Origin of the sequence: Bradyrhizobium sp. HKCCYLRH3059, assembly GCF_051168035.1 — a bacterium.
In the GTDB taxonomy this organism is placed as follows: domain Bacteria; phylum Pseudomonadota; class Alphaproteobacteria; order Rhizobiales; family Xanthobacteraceae; genus Bradyrhizobium.
This window is the reverse complement of the sequence record NZ_JBNPUF010000005.1, coordinates 556444-575681: the sequence shown is the minus strand read 5'-3', so window position 1 is coordinate 575681 and position 19238 is coordinate 556444. Positions and strand designations below refer to the sequence as shown.

The window sequence follows — 19238 nt, the reverse complement described above, 5'->3', positions numbered from 1 at the left end:
ATGGAGCTGCAGGGCTTCTGGAGCGTGCTCAAGAAGATCGGTCAGGGCGTCCAGACCGGCCTCAACGTCGGCCACAACCTCGGCATCTTCAACGTCGATCCGCAAGCCGCGGCAGCCACGGCGCAGCCGACCGACATGGAGCTGCAGGGCTTCTGGAGCGTGCTCAAGAAGATCGGTCAGGGCGTCCAGACCGGCCTCAACGTCGGCCACAACCTCGGCATCTTCAGCACCGGTCCGCAAGCGGCACCCGCAGCGGCGCAGCCGACCGACATGGAGCTGCAGGGCTTCTGGAGCGTGCTCAAGAAGATCGGTCAGGGCGTCCAGACCGGCCTCAACGTCGGCCACAACCTCGGCATCTTCAGCACCGGTCCGCAAGCGGCACCCGCAGCGGCGCAGCCGACCGACATGGAGCTGCAGGGCTTCTGGAGCGTGCTCAAGAAGATCGGTCAGGGCGTCCAGACCGGCCTCGACGTCGGCCACAACCTCGGCATCTTCAGCGCTGGCCAGCCGGGCCAGCAGGCGGCGGCCGCGCAGCCCACCGACATGGAGCTGCAGAGCTTCTGGAGCGTGCTCAAGAAGATCGGTCAGGGCGTCCAGACCGGCCTCAACGTCGGCCACGACCTCGGCATCTTCAGCGCCGGCCAGCCGGGCCAGCAGGCGGCGGCCGCGCAGCCGACCGACATGGAGCTGCAGGGCTTCTGGAGCGTGCTCAAGAAGATCGGACAGGGCGCGCAGACCGGCCTCAACATCGGGCACACGCTCGGCATCTTCAGCACCGGCCAGCCCGCAGGCACGATGCACTAGGACGGCGGATCTGAAGCAGCGACCCGCGCCATTCGCAACGCGGGTCCAAGCAAGCAAGGCGGTGGGCGCACGAACAGTCCGCCCACCGCCGACCTGACATGGAGGGAGCGACGCATGGCGGATCCGAACTCAGAGCAGGAATTCATCGTGCAAGGCGAGCCGGTCAAGTCCGGCCAGCTTGCTGATCATTTGAGCCGCGAGCCCGGCGTGAAACGCGTCGGTCAGGTCGCGCCCGACGTCGTCATCCTGTCGATGACGAAGAGCCAGGCCGACCGCCTCCGATCGACTTTCAGCACGATCGTGGTGGAGCCGAATGCTCCGCTGAAACCCTTTGGCGCCGGCTGACTTCAGCCGCGCCCCCCCGACGATGTCACGAGCGAGGATGAAGGAGCCCGCAAATGGCCGCACGAAGCAAACCTGAAATCTCGGATCCGAAGAAGGATGCGGCCGGCACAGCCGTCAACGGCACCGGAGCACGGCCCGGAGCGGAGCAGCCACCAGCCGAGGCCGTTGCCGCACCGCGGGCTACAACGCCGGCAGCCGCCGCTGCAGCCCCTGCCGCGCAAGGCACGGGCCGCAGCGACGGCGGCAAGGCGCCGCCGGCAGCGGGCCAACCCGTCGCAACGATCTCGCAGCGACGGGCGCAGTACATCCTGGCCCCGCGCCAGCAGACGGGGCTTGCGACCTTCAGCGCCGACTTCATCGTCCAGCAACTGACAAACACTCCCGACATCGACGTGGTGAAGACCATTCAGCCGCCACGGCTGCTCGGATTCCAGAGCGCCGACCCGGGGCAAGCCCCGCTCGGCCCGATGGTGCTGGCCCGCATGGCGCCCGACAAGGCCGAATTGCTGAAGGCCCAGGCCGGCGCACGGCTCGCGGTCGAGCGCGATGCGCCGCTCACCTACATGCTCGATCCGACCGTCCCGCAGGTGCCGGCGCCGCATCAGCTGCCCAATCCCGGCGTTCTCATTCCCTTGGCCGACGGGTTCTCGACGACGATCGAAGTGGTCGGCGAGAGCGGCCCGCTGCCGGAGGTGGAAGTGTACGTGTTCGGCAGCGTATGGCCGGTTCAGGGCGTCACCGACGCCAGCGGCCGCGTCACGCTCAAGATTCAGGGCGAGACGCCCGACACCATCCGCTCGATCCTGATCAAGCCGCGGGTCGATTACTGGACCTTCTGGCTCGATCGTCCGCAACTGACCCCCGACAGCGTGAACCGCATCGCCGCGAAGACGCTGGGCGCCTACCTGCGCGGCTTTCCCGGCCAGCAATTGCTGGGATGGGGCCAGCGCGCGATGGGCCTCGACCGCGTTCCCCTCGCCTACAATGGCGCAGGCGTGAAGATCGCGGTGATCGATTCCGGCGCAGCACCAACCCATCGCAATCTGCACGGCGTCACGATCGGCAAGAGCATCGTCGGCAATGATCCCGCGAGCTGGACCATCGATACGATTGGCCACGGCTCGCATTGCGCCGGGATCATCGCCGGCGGGCCTGTCGGCAGCGGCGGAGGCATTCGCGGCTTCGCTCCGGCGGCCGAAATCCATGTCTGCCGGATCTTCCCGGGGGGCCGGTTCAGCGATCTCGTCTCGGCGCTCGACTACTGCATGGAGAACGGCATCGACGTCGCCAACATGAGCCTGGGCGGCGGCGAGCCGTCGCAGATCATCGAGGAGCGGATTCTGCGGGCCAAGCAGATGGGCCTCGCCTGTATCGTCGCCGCGGGAAATTCGTCGGGGCCGGTCCAGTTTCCCGGCTCGACGCCGCATTGCCTGTCGGTCGCCGCGATGGGCAAATGGGGCGAGTTTCCCGAGGACAGCTTCCACGCCCAGCAGGCGCTGGATGGCTTCCGCAGCAGCGACGGATATTTTCCGGCCAAGTTCAGTTGCTTCGGGCCGGAGATCGACGTCTGCGCGCCGGGCGTCGGCATCGTGTCCTCGCTGCCGGCGGATGGCTTCGGCGCCTGGGACGGCACCTCGATGGCGACGCCGCACGTCACCGGTCTCGCCGCGCTCGTGCTGGCGCATCATCCCGACTTCAAGGGCCAGTTCGCGACGCGCGACGCGCGGCGTGTCGAGCGGCTGTTCCAGATCCTGAAGGAGACATCGACGCCGCTGCAATTCGGCGATCCCAATCGCGCGGGAGCCGGGCTGCCGAATGCGATGCGCGCCCTCGGCCTGGAGGCGAGCGTGGCCTCCGCGCCCGCGTCCGATCCCTCGCTCGACGTGCTCCGTCGCCTGTTGGGACTGGCGCGCGGCGCGCCGAACGCCGCGACGTCTCCGACGCTGGCGCCGCAGGCGCCGAATGGCAAGCTCAACGGATCCGGTTCGGTTGCCCGGGGCCCGGCAACGACCACCGGCGAGTGGTCCAGCCCGGCGGTCGGTGATCCCAGTCCGGCGCAAATCCGCGACATCATGCACAAGGTCGGCTTGCTGTAGATTGCCGGCCCAGCCACAGCGACGAAGCGGCGTCGTTGCACGACGGGCAGTTTGCGCATGAGCGTCATGCGCGAATTGCCCGTCGTGTTAGTTCGTCGCACGTTTGGCACTTGCGCCGTCGGGCAAATCAGGCGCAGATTTCCGCGCGTCCCGCCTCGCAGCAAGAGGGGCGTATCGCGGTCGTCACGAACGCTGAGTGTGGGATGCGATGGGCGTGTCGGATTGCGCGTGGGGCTTGCCTCGCGCGGACGAACAATTCCGATGCGCACGGTCAAGTCGCGCGGTCCTGGCATCCCGACGCTGATGCCAAGTTTGTTGTGGTGTTCTGCATCACTCGGACGACGGTGGCCAGAAAGCCCGGCGCACCGGGGAGAACGCGAAGCAGCCGTTCAACCATCGCGCAGGGAAGGCCGGGTGTTCCGGCTCGTACCTGTGGTTCCTGCCGCCTGCATTTTTTCCGCAGGCGGGCCATGGGTGCGGCCAGCATCCGGCCTTCCCTGCGCCTCTTCGTTATCGGAGGCAGGACTAATGCAAAGCTCGGGTGTAGACGCACCGCGGGAACGCAGCACTTTGTATCAACCGCTCTCGGCTCTTTGAAAAGTAAAAACCGCCAACCCCAAGCTCGTCATGGCCGGGCTTGTCCCGGCCATGACGTGGAGAGAGCGAGCCATCAACTTAGACCGCGCCCCGCTGCAGCAGCGAGCGCGCTCTACCGCCCCTTCTCCGCCCTGCTCAGCAGGAACACGCCCTGCTCGCCGAACATGTTCCAGAACCACCAGGGCATCGCGACGCGCAAGGGACGGCCGTAACTATCAAGCGCGACGGCGCGCTCCATCTTGACGCCGATCTCATCGCAGAGCTGCACGAAGTCCTTGATGGTGCAGAAATGGATGTTCGGCGTGTCGTACCAGGTGAAGGGCAGATTGTCGGTTCGCGGCATGTGGCCGCCGACGAGCAGTTGCAGGCGCAGCCGCCAGAAGCCGAAATTCGGAAAGGTGACGATGGCGCGACGGCCGATGCGCAGCAGATTCTCCAGCACGACCTTGGGCTGCCGCGTCGCCTGCAAGGTCTGCGACAGGATCACATAGTCGAACGCATCGTCGGGATAGTCGACGAGATCGGTGTCGGCGTCGCCCTGCACCACCGCGAGCCCCTTGGCGACGCAATGATTGACGCCCTCGCGCGACAGCTCGATGCCGCGGCCGTCGATGCCGCGGCTCTCCAGCAGCTGCAAGAGATCGCCGTCGCCGCAGCCGATGTCGAGCACCTTGGAGTCGCGCTCGACCATGCCGGCGACCAGCAGATGATCCGGCCGATAGGCCAGCACCTCGCCGCCGGAAAAGCCGTTCAGCGGCAACACGCCCTGCATGCTCATGGCTCAGCCTCCGTTCGCGGCGTTGAGGCCGCGCGCCTTGCCGGCGGAATCGAGAAAGGCGCTGGCGATCTCGAAGAACTCGGGGACGTCGAGCAGGAACGCGTCGTGCCCCTTGTCGGTCTCGATCTCCGCGAACGACACCCGCGCGCTGGAGGCATTGAGCGCATGCACCAGCGCCCGCGATTCCGCGGTCGGAAACAGCCAGTCGCTGGTGAAGGACACCACGCAGAAGCGGGTCTTGATGCCGCGGAACGCCGCCGCCAGCACGCCGTCATGATCGGCGGCGATGTCGAAATAGTCCATCGCCCGCGTCAGATAGAGATAGGAGTTGGCGTCGAAGCGCTCGACGAAGGACGAGCCCTGATAGCGCAGATAGCTCTCGACCTGGAAATCGGCGTCGAACGAGAACGTCGGCAGTTCGCGGTCCTGCATGCGGCGGCCGAACTTGCGATGCAGGGCGGCATCCGACAGATAAGTGATATGCGCGGCCATCCGTGCCACCGCGAGGCCGCGATGCGGATGAGTGCCCTTGTCGCCGTAGCGGCCGTGGTCCCAGTCGGGATCGGCCATCACGGCCTGGCGGCCGAGCTCGTGGAAGGCGATGTTCTGCGCCGAATGCCGCGTCGCGCAGGCGATCGCGAGATTCGCGAACACGCGGGTGGGATAGGCCACCGTCCATTGCAGCGCCTGCATGCCGCCCATCGAGCCGCCGACCACGGCGAACAACGTGTCGATGCCGAGATGATCGATCAGCATGGCCTGAGCGCGCACCATGTCGGGGATGGTGATGATCGGGAAATCGAGCCCCCACACCTTGCCGGTGGCGGGATTCAGCGAGGCCGGGCCGGTCGAGCCCATGCAGCCGCCGATCACGTTCGAGCAGATGATGAAATAACGGCTCGGGTCGAGCGGGCGGCCAGGGCCGACCAGCGTCTCCCACCAGCCGGGCTTGCCGGTGACGGGATGGCGGTTGGCGACGTGCTGGTCGCCGGTCAGGGCGTGGCAGACCAGGACCGCGTTGGACCTGTCGGCGTTGAGTTCGCCATAGGTCTGGTAGGCGATCTGGAACGGCGACAGGTCGACGCCGCAATCGAGCCTGAGCGGCTTGTCAGCGCCGAACTGCGCGACCAGCGAGCTCGGATGATCGACCTCGTGCGAGCGCTCTTCGGGCGCAATCGTGCGCAGCGCGGAGGTGGGTTTCGGCGTCAGGCCTGTCATGTCTCTCACCCCGGCCATCCGGCAAGGGCTCCCGAACCACGTGACATATCAGGCCATGAAAAACCCGGCCTGAACTGGGGTTCGGCCGGGATCGATAACGTCCCCGGCCTGTTTAGCGAGTTTTTTAACGTGGCTGCAAGCCGGCCGGCTCAAATGACCACGGAACAGGCAGAAACTAGTCCCGCGGGCGCTCCGCGTCAAGGCAAGCTGGGGTTGACCGCCGATCGGGCGCCCCACGGCTGCAAACCAGCCAAGCCTAGGCGGCACAAGGTAAACTTGCTGTTGCGCGCGTCTCCCGCATCGGAGAGAACGACATCCGTTCCAGTCGGCCGCACGTTAACCGGTGGCCTGCGAAGAGTGACCAGCCCATGTCCAACCCGCCGCCTGCCCCGCCTTCGCTTGCCGATTTGCGCAAGGAGATCGACGCGATCGACGAGCAGGTCCATCAGCTCCTGATGAACAGGGCCGACATCATCGACCGGCTGATCAAGGTCAAGAAGACCCAGGAGGTCGGCTCGGCATTCCGGCCGGCGCGAGAGGCCGACATGATGCGGCGCCTGGTGCAGCGCCATCGCGGCATCCTGCCGCTCGACACCGTCGAGGGCATCTGGCGCGTGATCGTCTCGACGTTCACTTACGTGCAGGCGCCGTTCTCGGTGCACGCCGACGTGTCGGTCGGCGAATCCGCGATGCGCGATTCCGCCAGGTTCCATTTCGGCTTCGTGGTGCCTTATGTCGCCCATTTCAGCGCCCAGGCCGCCGTCGAAGCCGTGGCGCGCTCGAAGGGCGATCTTGCGCTGGTGTCGACGACATCGGGGCATACGCCGTGGTGGATCACGCTCGAGCCCGTGGGCGCGCCGAAGATCATCGCCCGGATGCCGTTCATCGAGCGTGCCGACCATCCGGCGGCGCTGCCGGTGTTCGCGGTGTCGCGGGTCGCCGACGACGCGCTCGTGCTGGAGGTCGAGACCTGGAGCATCCGCGTCTCCGGCTGGAATGCGCAGGTGTCGCGCGCGCTGTCGCCGCTGGCCGACGTGGTCGCGGTGCCCGATACCGCCTTCGACGGCGCCGCGCTGCTGGTGTCGATCGAGGCGCCGTCGAACCTCGACAAGATCAAGGCTGCCCTAATCGCGGCGGGCGCCTCGGTCCGCTCGACGGCCCTCGTCGGCGGCCATGCGAAACGCTATACGGTTCCGAGCTGAGACGCCTCGCGCCAGTGATGATTTTCCGGAGTTGATGATGAACCGCCCCGTGCCGAACCCCGGCATCCTCGACATCGCGCCCTACACGCCGGGCAAGAGTCCCAAGCCGGAGCCTGGCCGCAAGGTTTTCAAGCTGTCGGCCAATGAGACCCCGTTTGGTCCCTCGCCGAGGGCGATCGAGGCGTTCAAGAGCGCGGCCACGCATCTGGAAGATTATCCGGAAGGGACCTCCCGGGTGCTGCGCGAGGCGATCGGCCGCACCTACGGCCTCGATCCCGACCGCATCGTCTGCGGCGCCGGCTCCGACGAGATCCTCAATCTGCTGGCACACACCTTTCTCGGCCAAGGCGACGAGGCGATCTCCACCGCGCACGGCTTCCTGGTCTATCCGATCGCGACCATGGCCTGCGGCGCCAGGAACGTGGTTGCCGCGGAGACGGAGTATCGCACCGATGTCGACGCCATCCTTGCCGCGGTGACGCCGCGCACCAAGCTGGTCTGGCTCGCCAACCCGAACAACCCGACCGGCACCTACATCCCGTTCGACGAGGTCAAGCGGCTGCGTGCCGGCCTGCCGTCGCATGTCGTGCTGGTGCTCGACGCCGCCTATGCCGACTACGTTTCGCGCAATGACTACGAGTTCGGGCTCGAGCTGGTGGCGACGACCGAGAACACGGTCGTCACTCATACCTTTTCCAAGATCCACGGCCTCGCGGCGCTCCGTGTCGGCTGGATGTTCGGCCCGGCGCACATCGTCGATGCGATCAACCGAATCCGTGGGCCGTTCAACGTCTCCTCGCCGGCGATGCTCGCCGCGGTCGCCGCGATCGAGGACACCGCGCATCAGCAGATGTCGAAGACGCACACGGAAACGTGGCGCAACTGGCTGACCGAGGAGATCGGCAAGCTCGGGCTGAAGGTGACGCCGAGCGTCACCAATTTCATCCTGATCCACTTCCCGACCGACAAGGGCAAGACCGCGGTCGAGGCCGACGCATTCCTGACCCGGCGCGGCCTCGTGCTGCGCGCGCTCGCCAACTACAAGCTGCCGAACGCGCTGCGCATGACGATCGGCACCGAGGAAGCCAATCGTCTGGTCGTGGAGGCTCTCAGCGAATTCATGAGGGCGAAATGAGCGTCGCGGGGCGGTTCGAACGCATCGCGCTGATCGGCTTCGGCCTGATCGGCGGCTCGATCGCGCGGGCGGCGCGGCTGCAGGGCGTGGCCGGCGAGATCGTCACCACCGCGCGCTCGGAAAAGACGCGCGCGCGCGTCGCCGAACTCGGCCTCGTCGACCGCGTCGTGGCGAGTAATGCGGAGGCGGTCAAGGATGCCGACCTCGTCATCCTCTGCATTCCCGTCGGCGCGTGCGGTCCGGTCGCGGCCGAGATCGCGCCGCATCTGAAGCCCGGAGCCATCGTCTCCGACGTCGGCTCCGTGAAGGGCGCCATCGTTCGCGACATGGCGCCACATCTGCCAGCGCATGTTCATTTCGTGCCGGCGCATCCGGTCGCCGGCACCGAGAATTCGGGACCGGATTCTGGTTTCGCCGAGCTGTTCATCAACCGCTGGTGCATCCTGACGCCACCCGACGGTGTAGATGCCGACGCGATCGATCGTCTCCGCGCGTTCTGGGCGGCGCTCGGCGCCAAGGTCGAGATCATGACGCCGGATCACCACGACCGCGTGCTCGCGATCACCAGCCATCTGCCGCATCTGATCGCCTACACCATCGTCGGCACCGCCGACGAGCTGGCGCAGGTGACGGAGTCCGAGGTGATCAAGTTCTCCGCCGGCGGCTTTCGCGATTTCACCCGCATCGCCGCCTCCGACCCGACGATGTGGCGCGACATCTTCCTGAGCAACAAGGATGCGGTGCTCGACATGCTCGGCACCTTCACCGAGGACCTCTCCAAGCTGACGCGGGCGATCCGCCGCGGCGACGGCGATGCGCTGTTCGATCACTTCACCCGCACCCGTGCGATCCGCCGCGGCATCGTCGATATCGGCCAGGATTCGGCGGCGCCGGACTTCGGCCGGCCGCTGCCGCAGTTGAAGAAGAGCTGAGGTCAGAACAGCGGCGGGACGCGGGCGACCTTGAACGGACCGAGCACGACGACGCCATCGGAGAAGCGCAACGGGAAGGTCCGCGCCTTGCGCCCTTCGAGGGTGGCCTCCTTGCCGAGCGCATTGATACCGAGCGCGACGCCGACATTGGCGTTCTGCTTGACGACCTTGCCGAGGCCGGGAATGGCGCGGTCGAGCGCACCGAGCAGGTTGTTGACGTCCTGCGACTTCACACCCGGCGCTACGCGATCGAGCGTCCCCTGCGGCACGCCGTTTTCGAGCATCTTGTCGAGACCGAGCGCCGGAATGACCTTTTCGATCCCGGCCACCGTCATTTGCACTTCGCCATCAATGCCGCCATTGGCGGTCAGGCTGAGCGTGCCCGACGCAACGGCCAGCAGCTCGCCCTGCTGGATGCGCGACTGGACGATCTCGACATGACCGCCCGCCGCCTGGATCTCGCGAAACCGCTCCGGCCAGGGTTTGGGCCGGAAGTCCTTGAGACCCGTGACGCGGGTCTGGATGTCGGTATTGAACGGTTCGGCGAGCAGAGGATGGCTGCCTTGGATGCTGCCGCTTTCGATCTGCAGCGCAGTCTCCAGCACCGGATGATCGGACGGCGTGCCGTCGGCGAAGCGGCCGTGCAACTCGACGTGATCGGCGCGCGCGGCGGGCACGGCAGTGTTGCCCTCGATGCGGTCGATGGTCGGTTGTTCGAACACGAGGTCGGCGCGCTGTGGCGGCCCTGGCAGGCCGCGGACACTGGCTTCGCCGACGCGCCAGTTCGCGGAGAACGAGGTCGGTCCGCGCCCATCAGCAATCGTCGCGGGTCCCTTGAACTCCGCGATGAGCCGCTTCGGGTCCCACACCTGGGCGACGACGAGGATCTCGTCGAGCCTGGCATTCATCAAAGGCGTGCCCGCGGCCTGGGAGAAGAGGGCCACGCTCGGATCCGTACAGCGGACCTCGAGCCGGAACGGGAAGCCGGCGACCGAGCGCTTCGCGCAGTCATAGACGCGTCCCGATTTTGCTTCGCGCGCACGCCAAGCGTCGGCCTGGACATCCACTTGCGAAGCGGCGAAGAACCAGAATGCGCTCCACGCAACAGCGGCGATCAGGAGCAGAACGGGAGCTATGAAGAGCCCCCAACGAGAGCGCCTGCGGCGCGCTTGCGGCAAACGAGACATGCAGGACACCCTTTGGGCAGCAATTTTGGCAATTCGGCGATCACGGATTGTGTATCTAAATTAACAATTCGCGAGCATCACACTTAGGCTTCCGCATTGATGTCCGCAATGACCCTCTCCGAACGCGACCTTCCCCACGGCGACCTCTGGGTCTTCGGCTACGGCTCGCTGATGTGGCGGCCCGGATTCGCTTTTCTCGAGCAGGTGCCGGCGCGGCTGATCGGCGAGCATCGCGCGCTCTGTGTGTATTCGTTCGTCCACCGCGGAACGCCGGAGAAGCCGGGCCTCGTGCTCGGTCTCGATCGCGGCGGCGCGTGTCGCGGCATTGCGTTCCGGGTGGCAGCAGACAAGCGCGACGAGACCATCGCCTATTTGCGGGCGCGTGAGCAGGTGACCTCGGTATATCGCGAAGTGACGCGCTCGGTTTGGCTTGAAAACGACGCGCGCGAGCGGGTGAGCGCGCTGGTCTACGTGGTCGATCGCGGCCATGTGCAATATGCAGGCCGGCTGTCGCCGCAGGAGCAGTTGCGCCATGTACGCCAGGGTCACGGCCAGTCCGGCGCCAATCGCGACTACGTGATCTCGACCGTGAAGGCGATCGAGGCGCAGGGCTTTCGCGACGCGCAGTTGCATCGGCTGGCGACGATGCTGCACGATGACGGCCACTCGCTGCATCCTGCGCCAAGCAAGACATAGCCCTCAAGCCTTCACCGGCGCCGGCACCCGGCCAAACAACTGCGCCTGTTCCGCCTGCCCCGCGGCGACGAGCCGGCCGGTCGCCTCTTCGATGACGCTCTGAATCCGCGCCATGAACTCATCGCGCGGCAGGCCAGGCGGCAGCGGATCGAGAAACTCCACGACGAGCGTGCCCGGATAGCGCAGAAATGTGCGGCGTGGCCAAAACAGACCCGAATTCAGGGCCACCGGCAGGCAGGGTACGCCGCAATCCGTGTAGATCAAGCCGACGCCGCCTTTGTAGTCCGGCGGTGCGCCCGCCGGACGCCGGGTGCCTTCCGGGAAGATCACAAACTGACGGCCGTGCTTCACCTCCTCTGCCGCCCGCCGCATCACCTGCTTCAACGCGCGGGCGCCGGAGCTGCGGTCGATCGCGATCATGTCCGCCTTGACGAGATACTGTCCGAACAAGGGAATCCGCAGCAGCTCGCGCTTGAGAACGAAGAACGGCGCATCGAAGAAATGCAGCAGCGAGATCGTCTCCCACATCGACTGATGCTTGGCGGCGACGATCAGCGGCCCCTTCGGGATCTTCTCGACGCCGCGATATTCGACGCGGATGTTGCAGACGACGCGCATCAACAAGATGTTGCTCTGCGCCCACCAGTTGGCGACGCGCAGCAGCGCCTTGCGGGGCATAGCCAGGGTCGGCAACGCGATCAACGCCCAGAGCACGAAGTTCGGGTAGAATAGGATGTTGAACAGCAGCGAACGCAGGAAGATCGAGACCATCAGAAACCCAGTTCAATTGGCTTGCGCCGTCGTCGGTCGGCGCGACACCGAGCCGGTTGGCGGATCGAACTCAGGCGCGAGATCGAGGCCGAGATCGGCCAGCCGCAGCCGCATCTCGGCGGCGACATATTTGGCATATTCGGACAGCAGAAGCCGCACCGTCGGCGCGCTGGTCCACCACGGCTCGTCGCGCCATTTCTCGCCAACGACCGCATAGGGAATGAGATCCATGCTCGGCATCGCATGCGACAGTTCGACGATGGCCCGCGGCATGTGATAGTTCGACGTCACGACGATCAGCGACTTGAAGCCGCGCTCGCTCGCCCATCGCCGCGTCTGCGCAGCGTTGCTGCGGGTGTTGATCGCCGAATAATCCAGATCGACGCAGCAGTTGATGAATGATCGCGCCTCGGGCAGTGACCGGGTGATGTCGCTGGCCTCGTTGGTCGGGTGCACACCGGAGATCAGCAGCCGCCGGCCATAGCCTCCCGCCAGGAGTTCCACCGCGTCCGACACGCGTGACGAGCCGCCGGTCAGGACCACGATTCCGTCCGCCTTGCGCTCGGGCTGGATCTCGGCGCCCCGCAATTGCGAGAGGAAGCCGACGAAGCCGACCGCCGCGACGAAGAAGCCGACCCCGAGCGTCGCCACGGCGCCCGCGAGCGTCCGCCACACCGCCACGGTGAGCGGCAGCTTTCGCCTGCTATGGTCAGTCTCCGGCTCCATGCAACGCCTGGCTTGTCCTTGCCTGCCTGCGCGCGGCGCCATGCCGTCGCGCGATCCCGTCGTTCAAGTCCGGGAACGCAGGCAGGTTTCGCCGGCCTCCCGATCACGTTCGCTCGCCGCCGATCCTGGCGCGCGACCTCCGCCGTGTTCGTGACCCAGCTCACCCCGTCCTGCCTCACCCCGGCGCAGACGATTTTAGGCGGTTTTCGGGCCAAGTGAAATCCGCAACGAGACGGCTGGGGATAGAAGCCGCCATCAGTCGATGCTCGCCAGCGTCGTAAACAGGGTCCGGCGTGCGGCCCAGCCGGTCACCGCGGCGATCACCACGGCCTGCAGCGCGATCGCGACATAGCCGAGCGGGCGCAGCGAGAATGTCCCCAGCAACGCCGCGAACTGATCGCCGACGGGAGTGCCGGAGAACCAGTTGGCGATCGACTCCGAGAACCCGAATCCGAGCATCGCAAGGCCGCCGCCGATCACGCCCCCCTCCAGTCCGAGCTGCAGAAAGTGCCGCAGGAAGTGGTTGGCGATGTAGCGATCGCCGGCGCCGACGAAATGCAGCACCTCGACGATCGGCCGGTTCGCGGCCATCGCGCCGCGGGTCGCGAACGACACCGAGATGATGGTGGCCGCGATCACCAGCAGCAGAATGCCGAAGCCTGCGAAAAGCGTCGCGCCGGTCATCGAGCGCATGCGCTCGATCCAGGCGCGGTGGTCATCCACGCTGGCGGTCGGCGCAACCTGGGTCACGCGGCTGCGCAGGGCGTTGAGATCGAAGCTGGTGCCGGGCTGGACGCGCGCGATGATGACGCGCGGCACCGGAAGCTCGTCGAACGACAGGCCGCTGCCGAGCCACGGCTCCAGCAGCTTGCTGGATTCCTCCTTGGTGAACGGCCGGACCTCCACGATTCCGGGCTGCGCCCGCATCGCCTCCGTCACCAGGGCAATGTCGCGCTCGATGTCCCGTCCGGTCTTGGGGCGAACCTGGACGGTGATCTCGCTCGACACCTCCGACTGCCACTCGGCCGCGGACTCGCTGACCAGCAGCACGCCGCCGGTCGTGATCGAGGCCAGGAAGGTCATGATCGCCACCACGGCGACCAGCGCGCGGCCGGCGATCGAGGCCCGCGGCACGATCGGCGACACGATGCGGGCCTGCGCCGGCAGTTGCGGGCGGTCGTCGCCGAGATCGACCAGGAGGCCGCGATCGTCTACGCTACTCATAGATGTGCAATCGTCCCTGATGCAGCACCAGCCGGCGGGCCTCGTATTGGTCCATCAGCGTGATGTCATGGGTTGCGATGATGACCGCCGTCCCCGAGCGGTTCAATTCGATGAACAGCCGCAGCAGGCGGCGCCCGAGCGTCGGATCGACGTTGCCGGTCGGCTCGTCCGCGAGCAGCAGTTGCGGCCGCGAGATCACGGCGCGCGCGATCGCCGCGCGCTGCTTCTCACCACCCGACAGGATCGGCGGCAGCGCGTCCATGCGCTCGCCAAGGCCGACCCATTTCAGGAGGTCGATGACCTCCTTGCGGTAGCTCGATTCATCCCGCCCCATGACGCGAAACGGCAGCGCCACGTTCTCATAGGTCGTCATGTGATCGAGCAGCCGGAAGTCCTGCAGCACGATGCCGATGCGCTTGCGCAGATCGGCGATCTCCTCTTTGCTGAGCAGCGAGATATCGTAGCCGAACAGATTGACCAGGCCGCGGGTCGGCCGCAGCGATAGAAACAACAGCTTGAGCAGCGAGGTCTTGCCCGCGCCCGACGGGCCGGTGAGGAACTGGAAGGAATGGGCCGGAATCTGGAAACTGAGGTCGCGGAGGATCTCCGGCCCCAATCCATAGCGCAGCCCAACATTTTCGAACCGAACCAAAGCGTCAGCTCCGTTCGACCGCGTGCGCGGCAGACCCGCACGCTCCAAGCTCAGCGGTACGATGGCCCGATTGAGCGCCCGTTATGGTTTCCGGTTCGTTAACGGTCGCCGTGTACCATTCGCGCGATTGAGTTCCGAAGTTCGTCGACATGGCGGTCCTTGTAGCACGAACTGTCGGAAACAAAGCGGCAATGGCCGTTGGAGACAGGCGCGATGTTCATCGTTTGCCCTCATTGTACGACATCTTATGCCATCGACGTGGCAACCCTGGGTATGGCTGGACGCAGCGTACGCTGTTCCCGTTGCAAGGAGGTCTGGCTGGCGCGACCGGAGGATGCGGTCGAGGCGCCCGCCCCCATGCCTGCCATGGCGGAGGCCGGCGCGGCGGCCGCGCCCCGTGACGCGGCCGACGAGTGGGAAGCCCTCGCGCGCCAGGAAGACGACGACGAACGGACGCCCGACGTGGAAAGTCCGCCGCTGGCTGCCGGCTGGCCCGAGGATGCCCTCGCCGAGCCCGACGACGACACGGCCGATGCCGAGCAGCCGTTGCAGAGCGGGGCTTCGCGCCTCGCCGGTCTCCGCAAGCTCATCAGGCGCCCGACGTTGCCGGATTTCCCAGGCAACAAGGTGTTGAACCTGCCGGTGCTGACGGCCGCCATGGCGGCGCTCACAATTGCGCTGGTGGTGTGGCGCGCCGACGTCGTCAGGCTGCTGCCGCAGACGGCCTCGTTCTACAAGCTGGTCGGGCTCGAGGTGAACCTGCGCGGCCTGACCTTCAAGGACCTGAAGGTGGCGACCGAAACCGTCGACGGCAAGCCGGTGCTGGTGATCGAGGGGACGATCGTCAGCCTGACGAAGAAATCGGTCGACCTGCCGCGGCTGCGCTTCAGCGTCCGTGACGCGCAGGGCACCGAGATCTACGCCTGGAACACGCTGCTCGAGCAGACCGCGCTCAAGCCCGGCGAGCGCACGACGTTCAAGTCGCGGCTCGCCTCGCCCCCTCCCGAAGGCCGCAATATCGATATACGGTTCTTCAACCGGCGCGATCTCGCCGCCGGCAGTGCATGATGGTTCCGGTCTCGTGGGTCGCCCGCGGGGCCCACGAGACGGAGACGAAACGACATGTCGCGCGTGCTGATCGCCGACGACGAAGATTCGATGCGGACCTTGGTCGCGCGCGCCATTGCCATGGATGGACATGAGATCGTGACGGCGCAGGACGGTGCCGAGGCGCTCGACATCCTGACGCGCGAGGCCGGCGCCTTCGACCTGCTGCTGACCGACATCCAAATGCCCATCATGGACGGCATCGCGCTGGCGCTGTCGGCAGCACGCGATTTTCCCGACCTGACCATCCTGCTGATGACCGGCTTTGCCCATCAGCGCGAGCGGGCGTCGAATCTCAGCGCGATCGCTCACGACGTCATCACCAAGCCGTTCTCGATCGCCGACATCCGCACCGCGGTCGCCGACGCGCTGGCGTCAAAGGCTGCGAAGGCGTAGGGCGCCAACGATGATCCTCGACGTTGCTGCAGTCCGCGCTGTCATCCCTGCAAACGCAGGGATCCATAGCCACCGCCGCCGTTGAGGGACAAGACTGGTCCCACATCTCGCGCCATCACATCTCCCTGGGGGTATGGGTCCCGGGTCGGCGCCACGCCGTCGCTTCGCGCCATCGCGGCTTGCCCGGGACGACAGCGATGGGTGCGATGGAGCGCGGACGTGCCTGATGGGCTCGCGCCTGCGTAAAGGTCGCTGAAGGAACTGATCCTCTCTCCTCCGTCATTGCGAGCGCAGCGAAGCAATCCAGAATCCCTCTGCGGAGACCATCTGGATTGCTTCGCTGCGCTCGCAATGACGCTGGGGCGGCCGTCGGACGCCCCGCTCAGCTTCACGCGCTGAGCGCGCGCATCTCGGCATAGAGATCGGATTTGCCCTCGAAACCGATGCCGGGAAGGTCGGGCATCGTGATGTGGCCGTCGGTCACCTTCACGCCGTCGGGGAAGCCGCCATAGGGCTGGAACAGGTCGGGATAGCTCTCATTGCCGCCGAGGCCGAGGCCGGCGGCAATGTTGAGCGACATCTGGTGACCGCCATGCGGGATGCAGCGCGACGGCGACCAGCCATAGGTCCTGAGCACGTCGAGCGTGCGCAGATACTCGCACAGGCCGTAGGACAGCGCGCAGTCGAACTGCAGCCAGTCGCGATCGGGGCGCATGCCGCCGTAGCGGATGAGGTTGCGCGCGTCCTGGTGGCTGAACAGGTTCTCGCCGGTGGCCATCGGGCCGGGATATAAATCGGCCAGCGTCGCCTGCAGGTGATAGTCGAGCGGATCGCCCGCCTCCTCGTACCAGAACAGCGGATAGTCGCGCAGCATCTTGGCGTAGGCGATCGCAGTCTCCAGGTCGAAGCGGCCATTGGCGTCGACCGCGAGCTGATTGTTGGGGCCGATCTCGGCGAGCACGGCCTCGATGCGCTGGCGGTCCTCGTCGATCGGCGCGCCGCCGATCTTCATCTTCACGACAGTGTAGCCACGCTCGAGATAGCCGCACATCTCGCGGCGCAGCGCCGAGAGATCCTTGCCGGGATAGTAGTAGCCGCCGGCAGCGTAGACGAAGACGCGCGGTTCGGCCTTGCGGCCGTGCCGCTCCGCGAGCAGACGGAACAGCGGCTTGTCGGCGATCTTGGCGACCGCATCCCAGATCGCCATGTCCAACGTGCCGACCGCGACCGAGCGCTCGCCGTGGCCGCCGGGCTTCTCGTTGATCATCATCGCCGCCCAGGCCTTGTCCGGGTCGATGTTGTCCTTGGTGGCATCGAGCAACGATGTGGGATCAGCTTCCAGAAGTCGCGTGCGAAAACGCTCGCGGATCAGGCCGCCCTGCCCGTAGCGGCCGTTGGAGTTGAAGCCGTAGCCGACCACGGGCCGGCCATTGCGCTCGACATTGGTGATGACCGCGACCAGGCTCGACGTCATCTTGGTGAAGTCGATATAGGCATTGCGGATCGGCGACGAGATCGGCTTCGTCACCTCGCGGACGTCGACGATACGAACGGTCATGGTCATTCTCCTGGTCGGGGTCGCACGCGCCGTTTCAGAGCGAGGCGCCTGCGCAGATGGTGATGGTCTGGCCGGTGATGGCGCCCGCTTCCGGCAACAGCAGGAAGGCGGTGAGCGCAGCCACCTCGACCGGATCGACGTAGCGCCCCATCGGCGGCAGCACCGGGGCGATGCCGGCGCGGCTGGGATCGCGCAGAAACGGCGTGTCGGTCGCAGCCGGTGCGACGACGTTGACGGTGATCAGTCGCGGCGCCAGCTCGATCGCCCAGGAGCGCGCGAGGCCGGTGAGTGCCGCCTTGGTCGCGGCGTATTGGCTGCGGCCGGCCGCGCCATTGGCGGTGCGGCTGCCGATCAGTACGATGCGCCCGCCTTCGCGCAGGCGCGGCGCCAGCGCATTGGCCAGCGCCTCCGCGGCGCCGACATGGACGCGCCACATCCCTTCGCTGCTCTCGGCCTGCAACTCGCCGAGACGGCCGACACGCATGTAGCCGGCGGCGTGGACCAGCGCGGTCACGGCGCCGACGTCAGCAAGGCGCGCGATCAGCGTCTGCGGTTCGGCGAGATCGGCCTCGAAGCCACCGAAGTGTTCGTGCGACAGCACCGAGGCCGCGCGGTCGATGCCGGTCACGCGCCAGCCGTCCGCCAGCAGACGCTCGGCGATGGCGCGGCCGATGCCCGAGCTGGTTCCGGTCACCACCGCATGGCGAAGGCCCGAGCTGCTGTCGTGGTCCTGTGCCGTCATCCCTTGTACGCAGCCGCCTCGGCCCTGACCTTCACTGCATCGAAATTGTTGATCTTGTCGATCAGCTCATTGGTGTAGAGCGCAGCATAGTCCGTGATGTCCAGCCCGTTCATCGCGGCCTCGGTGCGGAACTCTTGCTCGTTGATCCCGCCCATCTTCGTATCGGCATAGGGCGGCGCGTAGAGCTTGATGCGGCGGCTGATCGACTGCAGCACGGCCTTGACCGCCGCGTCCTCGCTGGCACCGCGCGGCGCCGTCTCCGGGTACATCTTGAGAAAGGCCCTGGCGCCGGCGGTCGGATTGGCGAGCAGGAATTGCGACGCCTTGCACACCGAGCGGCCAAAGCCGACCAGGAGATCCCTGTCCTTCTCGAACGTCTGCGGCATCGCCATCAGGAACTGGCCGCCGACCATCGGGATCGTGGTCGGACGCGGCAAATAGGCCAGCTCGATGCCGGCCGCCTCGATCTGGCCGAAGCCAGTATCGAAATAAGCGAGCGCATCGATCACGCCGCGCTGCAGGGCGACGCCCGCCGGCGTGCCGTTGCCGACCGCGACCCAGCTCACATCCTTCTCGGGATCCAGGCCCAGCGCCTTCAGCACGTTCTTGGTGACGGGATATTCGGTGGCACCGAAGTCGGACACGCCGATCTTCTTGCCTTTGAGGTCCGTGTAGCTCTTGAGCCCCGAGCCGGGCGGGACGGCGATGTCCCATTTGTACGGATAGGTATATTGATAGAACAGTTTCGCGCCACTCCATTCGCCCTTGGCGAGCAGCGGCAGCGCTGTCGACGGCACGCCGACGCCGACGAAGACGGAGCCCCGGTCAGTCGCGACCTGGACGTTGGCATTGGTGCCGAGCGCCTGGACGTCGAGCGAGAACCCTTCCTGCGCGTTGTAGCCGAGCGCCTCGCCGATCACGCAATTGATGATAGTGGCGTTGAGCGCCTTGAGCCCGACGCCGAAGCGAAGCTTCTTCGCGTCCGCCGCCATCAGGCCGGCCGGCGCGCCGCTCATCAGCAGCGCCGCGCCGGCACTGCTCTTCAGGAATGACCTGCGCGAAACCATCCTTC

The 19238-nt window shown here is 66.5% G+C and carries 19 protein-coding genes and 1 riboswitch; of the genes, 9 read left to right on the top strand and 10 right to left on the bottom strand.

Going from position 1 to position 19238, the window contains the following annotated elements; translation table 11 throughout:
- The 3 genes from ACQR13_RS19130 to ACQR13_RS19120 form a co-directional block, all read left to right on the top strand.
- Positions 1-804 (top strand): hypothetical protein (locus tag ACQR13_RS19130; RefSeq protein ID WP_434863103.1); only part of this gene is annotated, 804 nt, incomplete at its 5' end.
- A gap of 114 nt (positions 805-918) precedes the next feature.
- Complete coding sequence (locus ACQR13_RS19125; RefSeq protein ID WP_315718098.1) at positions 919-1149, top strand: hypothetical protein; 231 nt, start codon at positions 919-921, stop codon at positions 1147-1149.
- Positions 1150-1202: 53 nt separating this feature from the next.
- Positions 1203-3245, top strand: a complete 2043-nt coding sequence (locus ACQR13_RS19120; RefSeq protein WP_316176005.1) for a S8 family serine peptidase — start codon at positions 1203-1205, stop codon at positions 3243-3245.
- Between the two features lie 709 nt (positions 3246-3954).
- Here the strand turns inward: ACQR13_RS19120 and metW are convergent.
- Together metW and metX are read right to left on the bottom strand one after the other, a co-directional pair.
- Positions 3955-4620 carry a methionine biosynthesis protein MetW gene (gene metW / locus ACQR13_RS19115; RefSeq protein ID WP_315718100.1) on the bottom strand — a complete coding sequence of 222 codons (666 nt, stop codon included), beginning with the start codon at positions 4618-4620 and terminating at the stop codon, positions 3955-3957.
- 3 nt (positions 4621-4623) lie between these two features.
- A complete protein-coding gene (metX, locus tag ACQR13_RS19110) occupies positions 4624-5838 on the bottom strand; it encodes a homoserine O-acetyltransferase MetX (protein WP_315753818.1) in 1215 nt (404 codons plus the stop codon).
- A gap of 91 nt (positions 5839-5929) precedes the next feature.
- Positions 5930-6009, bottom strand: a riboswitch (SAM riboswitch).
- Between the two features lie 197 nt (positions 6010-6206).
- Here metX and ACQR13_RS19105 point away from each other — a divergent pair.
- The 3 genes from ACQR13_RS19105 to ACQR13_RS19095 are packed head-to-tail and all read left to right on the top strand — an operon-like array spanning position 6207 to position 9107.
- The gene (locus ACQR13_RS19105; RefSeq protein ID WP_315718102.1) at positions 6207-7040 is read left to right on the top strand and encodes a chorismate mutase; all 834 of its coding nucleotides are present in this window, start codon (positions 6207-6209) and stop codon (positions 7038-7040) included.
- A 37-nt stretch (positions 7041-7077) separates the two neighbouring features.
- Positions 7078-8175 carry a histidinol-phosphate transaminase gene (gene hisC, locus ACQR13_RS19100; RefSeq protein WP_315753822.1) on the top strand — a complete coding sequence of 366 codons (1098 nt, stop codon included), beginning with the start codon at positions 7078-7080 and terminating at the stop codon, positions 8173-8175.
- A complete protein-coding gene (locus ACQR13_RS19095; RefSeq protein ID WP_315753824.1) occupies positions 8172-9107 on the top strand; it encodes a prephenate/arogenate dehydrogenase family protein in 936 nt (311 codons plus the stop codon). The genes hisC and ACQR13_RS19095 overlap by 4 nt, the downstream gene beginning before the upstream one ends.
- Positions 9108-9109: 2 nt before the next feature.
- On the opposite strand, the gene ACQR13_RS19090 is transcribed toward ACQR13_RS19095, so the two are convergent.
- Positions 9110-10294: a DUF2125 domain-containing protein gene (locus ACQR13_RS19090; RefSeq protein WP_316195505.1), complete on the bottom strand. Its 1185-nt coding sequence runs from the start codon at positions 10292-10294 to the stop codon at positions 9110-9112.
- A 99-nt stretch (positions 10295-10393) separates the two neighbouring features.
- On the opposite strand from ACQR13_RS19090, the gene ACQR13_RS19085 reads away from it, so the two are divergent.
- Complete coding sequence (locus ACQR13_RS19085; protein ID WP_409977989.1) at positions 10394-10990, top strand: gamma-glutamylcyclotransferase; 597 nt, start codon at positions 10394-10396, stop codon at positions 10988-10990.
- Between the two features lie 3 nt (positions 10991-10993).
- On the opposite strand, the gene ACQR13_RS19080 is transcribed toward ACQR13_RS19085, so the two are convergent.
- From ACQR13_RS19080 to ftsE, 4 genes are all read right to left on the bottom strand, one after another.
- The gene (locus ACQR13_RS19080; protein ID WP_315718107.1) at positions 10994-11761 is read right to left on the bottom strand and encodes a lysophospholipid acyltransferase family protein; all 768 of its coding nucleotides are present in this window, start codon (positions 11759-11761) and stop codon (positions 10994-10996) included.
- Positions 11762-11773: 12 nt separating this feature from the next.
- Complete coding sequence (locus ACQR13_RS19075; RefSeq protein WP_315718108.1) at positions 11774-12487, bottom strand: YdcF family protein; 714 nt, start codon at positions 12485-12487, stop codon at positions 11774-11776.
- Between the two features lie 255 nt (positions 12488-12742).
- Complete coding sequence (locus tag ACQR13_RS19070; protein ID WP_316204226.1) at positions 12743-13711, bottom strand: cell division protein FtsX; 969 nt, start codon at positions 13709-13711, stop codon at positions 12743-12745.
- Positions 13704-14363 carry a cell division ATP-binding protein FtsE gene (gene ftsE, locus ACQR13_RS19065; RefSeq protein WP_006615648.1) on the bottom strand — a complete coding sequence of 220 codons (660 nt, stop codon included), beginning with the start codon at positions 14361-14363 and terminating at the stop codon, positions 13704-13706. Before ftsE ends, ACQR13_RS19070 begins: the two co-directional genes overlap by 8 nt.
- Positions 14364-14576: 213 nt before the next feature.
- On the opposite strand from ftsE, the gene ACQR13_RS19060 reads away from it, so the two are divergent.
- Together ACQR13_RS19060 and ACQR13_RS19055 are read left to right on the top strand one after the other, a co-directional pair.
- A complete protein-coding gene (locus ACQR13_RS19060) occupies positions 14577-15431 on the top strand; it encodes an MJ0042-type zinc finger domain-containing protein (protein ID WP_316187402.1) in 855 nt (284 codons plus the stop codon).
- Between the two features lie 54 nt (positions 15432-15485).
- Positions 15486-15866 carry a response regulator gene (locus ACQR13_RS19055; RefSeq protein ID WP_315718112.1) on the top strand — a complete coding sequence of 127 codons (381 nt, stop codon included), beginning with the start codon at positions 15486-15488 and terminating at the stop codon, positions 15864-15866.
- Between the two features lie 388 nt (positions 15867-16254).
- On the opposite strand, the gene ACQR13_RS19050 is transcribed toward ACQR13_RS19055, so the two are convergent.
- The 3 genes from ACQR13_RS19050 to ACQR13_RS19040 are packed head-to-tail and all read right to left on the bottom strand — an operon-like array spanning position 16255 to position 19233.
- Positions 16255-17424 carry a mandelate racemase/muconate lactonizing enzyme family protein gene (locus ACQR13_RS19050; protein WP_316187397.1) on the bottom strand — a complete coding sequence of 390 codons (1170 nt, stop codon included), beginning with the start codon at positions 17422-17424 and terminating at the stop codon, positions 16255-16257.
- 34 nt (positions 17425-17458) lie between these two features.
- On the bottom strand, positions 17459-18166 hold the full coding sequence (locus ACQR13_RS19045; RefSeq protein WP_315718115.1) for an SDR family NAD(P)-dependent oxidoreductase: 708 nt from the start codon (positions 18164-18166) through the stop codon (positions 17459-17461).
- Positions 18163-19233: an ABC transporter substrate-binding protein gene (locus ACQR13_RS19040; RefSeq protein ID WP_315718116.1), complete on the bottom strand. Its 1071-nt coding sequence runs from the start codon at positions 19231-19233 to the stop codon at positions 18163-18165. The genes ACQR13_RS19045 and ACQR13_RS19040 overlap by 4 nt, the downstream gene beginning before the upstream one ends.
- Between the last annotated feature and the right edge of the window lie 5 nt (positions 19234-19238).

Bases quoted from the DNA above. Each gene is read 5' to 3' on its own strand.
- ACQR13_RS19105 (WP_315718102.1), top strand. From the start codon at position 6,207: ATGTCCAACCCGCCGCCTGCCCCGCCTTCGCTTGCCGATTTGCGCAAG.
- ACQR13_RS19050 (WP_316187397.1), bottom strand. From the start codon at position 17,424: ATGACCGTTCGTATCGTCGACGTCCGCGAGGTGACGAAGCCGATCTCG.
- ACQR13_RS19085 (WP_409977989.1), top strand. From the start codon at position 10,394: ATGTCCGCAATGACCCTCTCCGAACGCGACCTTCCCCACGGCGACCTC.
- metW (WP_315718100.1), bottom strand. From the start codon at position 4,620: ATGAGCATGCAGGGCGTGTTGCCGCTGAACGGCTTTTCCGGCGGCGAG.
- ACQR13_RS19120 (WP_316176005.1), top strand. From the start codon at position 1,203: ATGGCCGCACGAAGCAAACCTGAAATCTCGGATCCGAAGAAGGATGCG.
- ACQR13_RS19080 (WP_315718107.1), bottom strand. From the start codon at position 11,761: ATGGTCTCGATCTTCCTGCGTTCGCTGCTGTTCAACATCCTATTCTAC.
- metX (WP_315753818.1), bottom strand. From the start codon at position 5,838: ATGACAGGCCTGACGCCGAAACCCACCTCCGCGCTGCGCACGATTGCG.
- hisC (WP_315753822.1), top strand. From the start codon at position 7,078: ATGAACCGCCCCGTGCCGAACCCCGGCATCCTCGACATCGCGCCCTAC.
- ACQR13_RS19045 (WP_315718115.1), bottom strand. From the start codon at position 18,166: ATGACGGCACAGGACCACGACAGCAGCTCGGGCCTTCGCCATGCGGTG.
- ACQR13_RS19090 (WP_316195505.1), bottom strand. From the start codon at position 10,294: ATGTCTCGTTTGCCGCAAGCGCGCCGCAGGCGCTCTCGTTGGGGGCTC.
- ACQR13_RS19125 (WP_315718098.1), top strand. From the start codon at position 919: ATGGCGGATCCGAACTCAGAGCAGGAATTCATCGTGCAAGGCGAGCCG.
- ACQR13_RS19070 (WP_316204226.1), bottom strand. From the start codon at position 13,711: ATGAGTAGCGTAGACGATCGCGGCCTCCTGGTCGATCTCGGCGACGAC.
- ACQR13_RS19040 (WP_315718116.1), bottom strand. From the start codon at position 19,233: ATGGTTTCGCGCAGGTCATTCCTGAAGAGCAGTGCCGGCGCGGCGCTG.
- ACQR13_RS19095 (WP_315753824.1), top strand. From the start codon at position 8,172: ATGAGCGTCGCGGGGCGGTTCGAACGCATCGCGCTGATCGGCTTCGGC.
- ACQR13_RS19055 (WP_315718112.1), top strand. From the start codon at position 15,486: ATGTCGCGCGTGCTGATCGCCGACGACGAAGATTCGATGCGGACCTTG.
- ACQR13_RS19075 (WP_315718108.1), bottom strand. From the start codon at position 12,487: ATGGAGCCGGAGACTGACCATAGCAGGCGAAAGCTGCCGCTCACCGTG.
- ACQR13_RS19060 (WP_316187402.1), top strand. From the start codon at position 14,577: ATGTTCATCGTTTGCCCTCATTGTACGACATCTTATGCCATCGACGTG.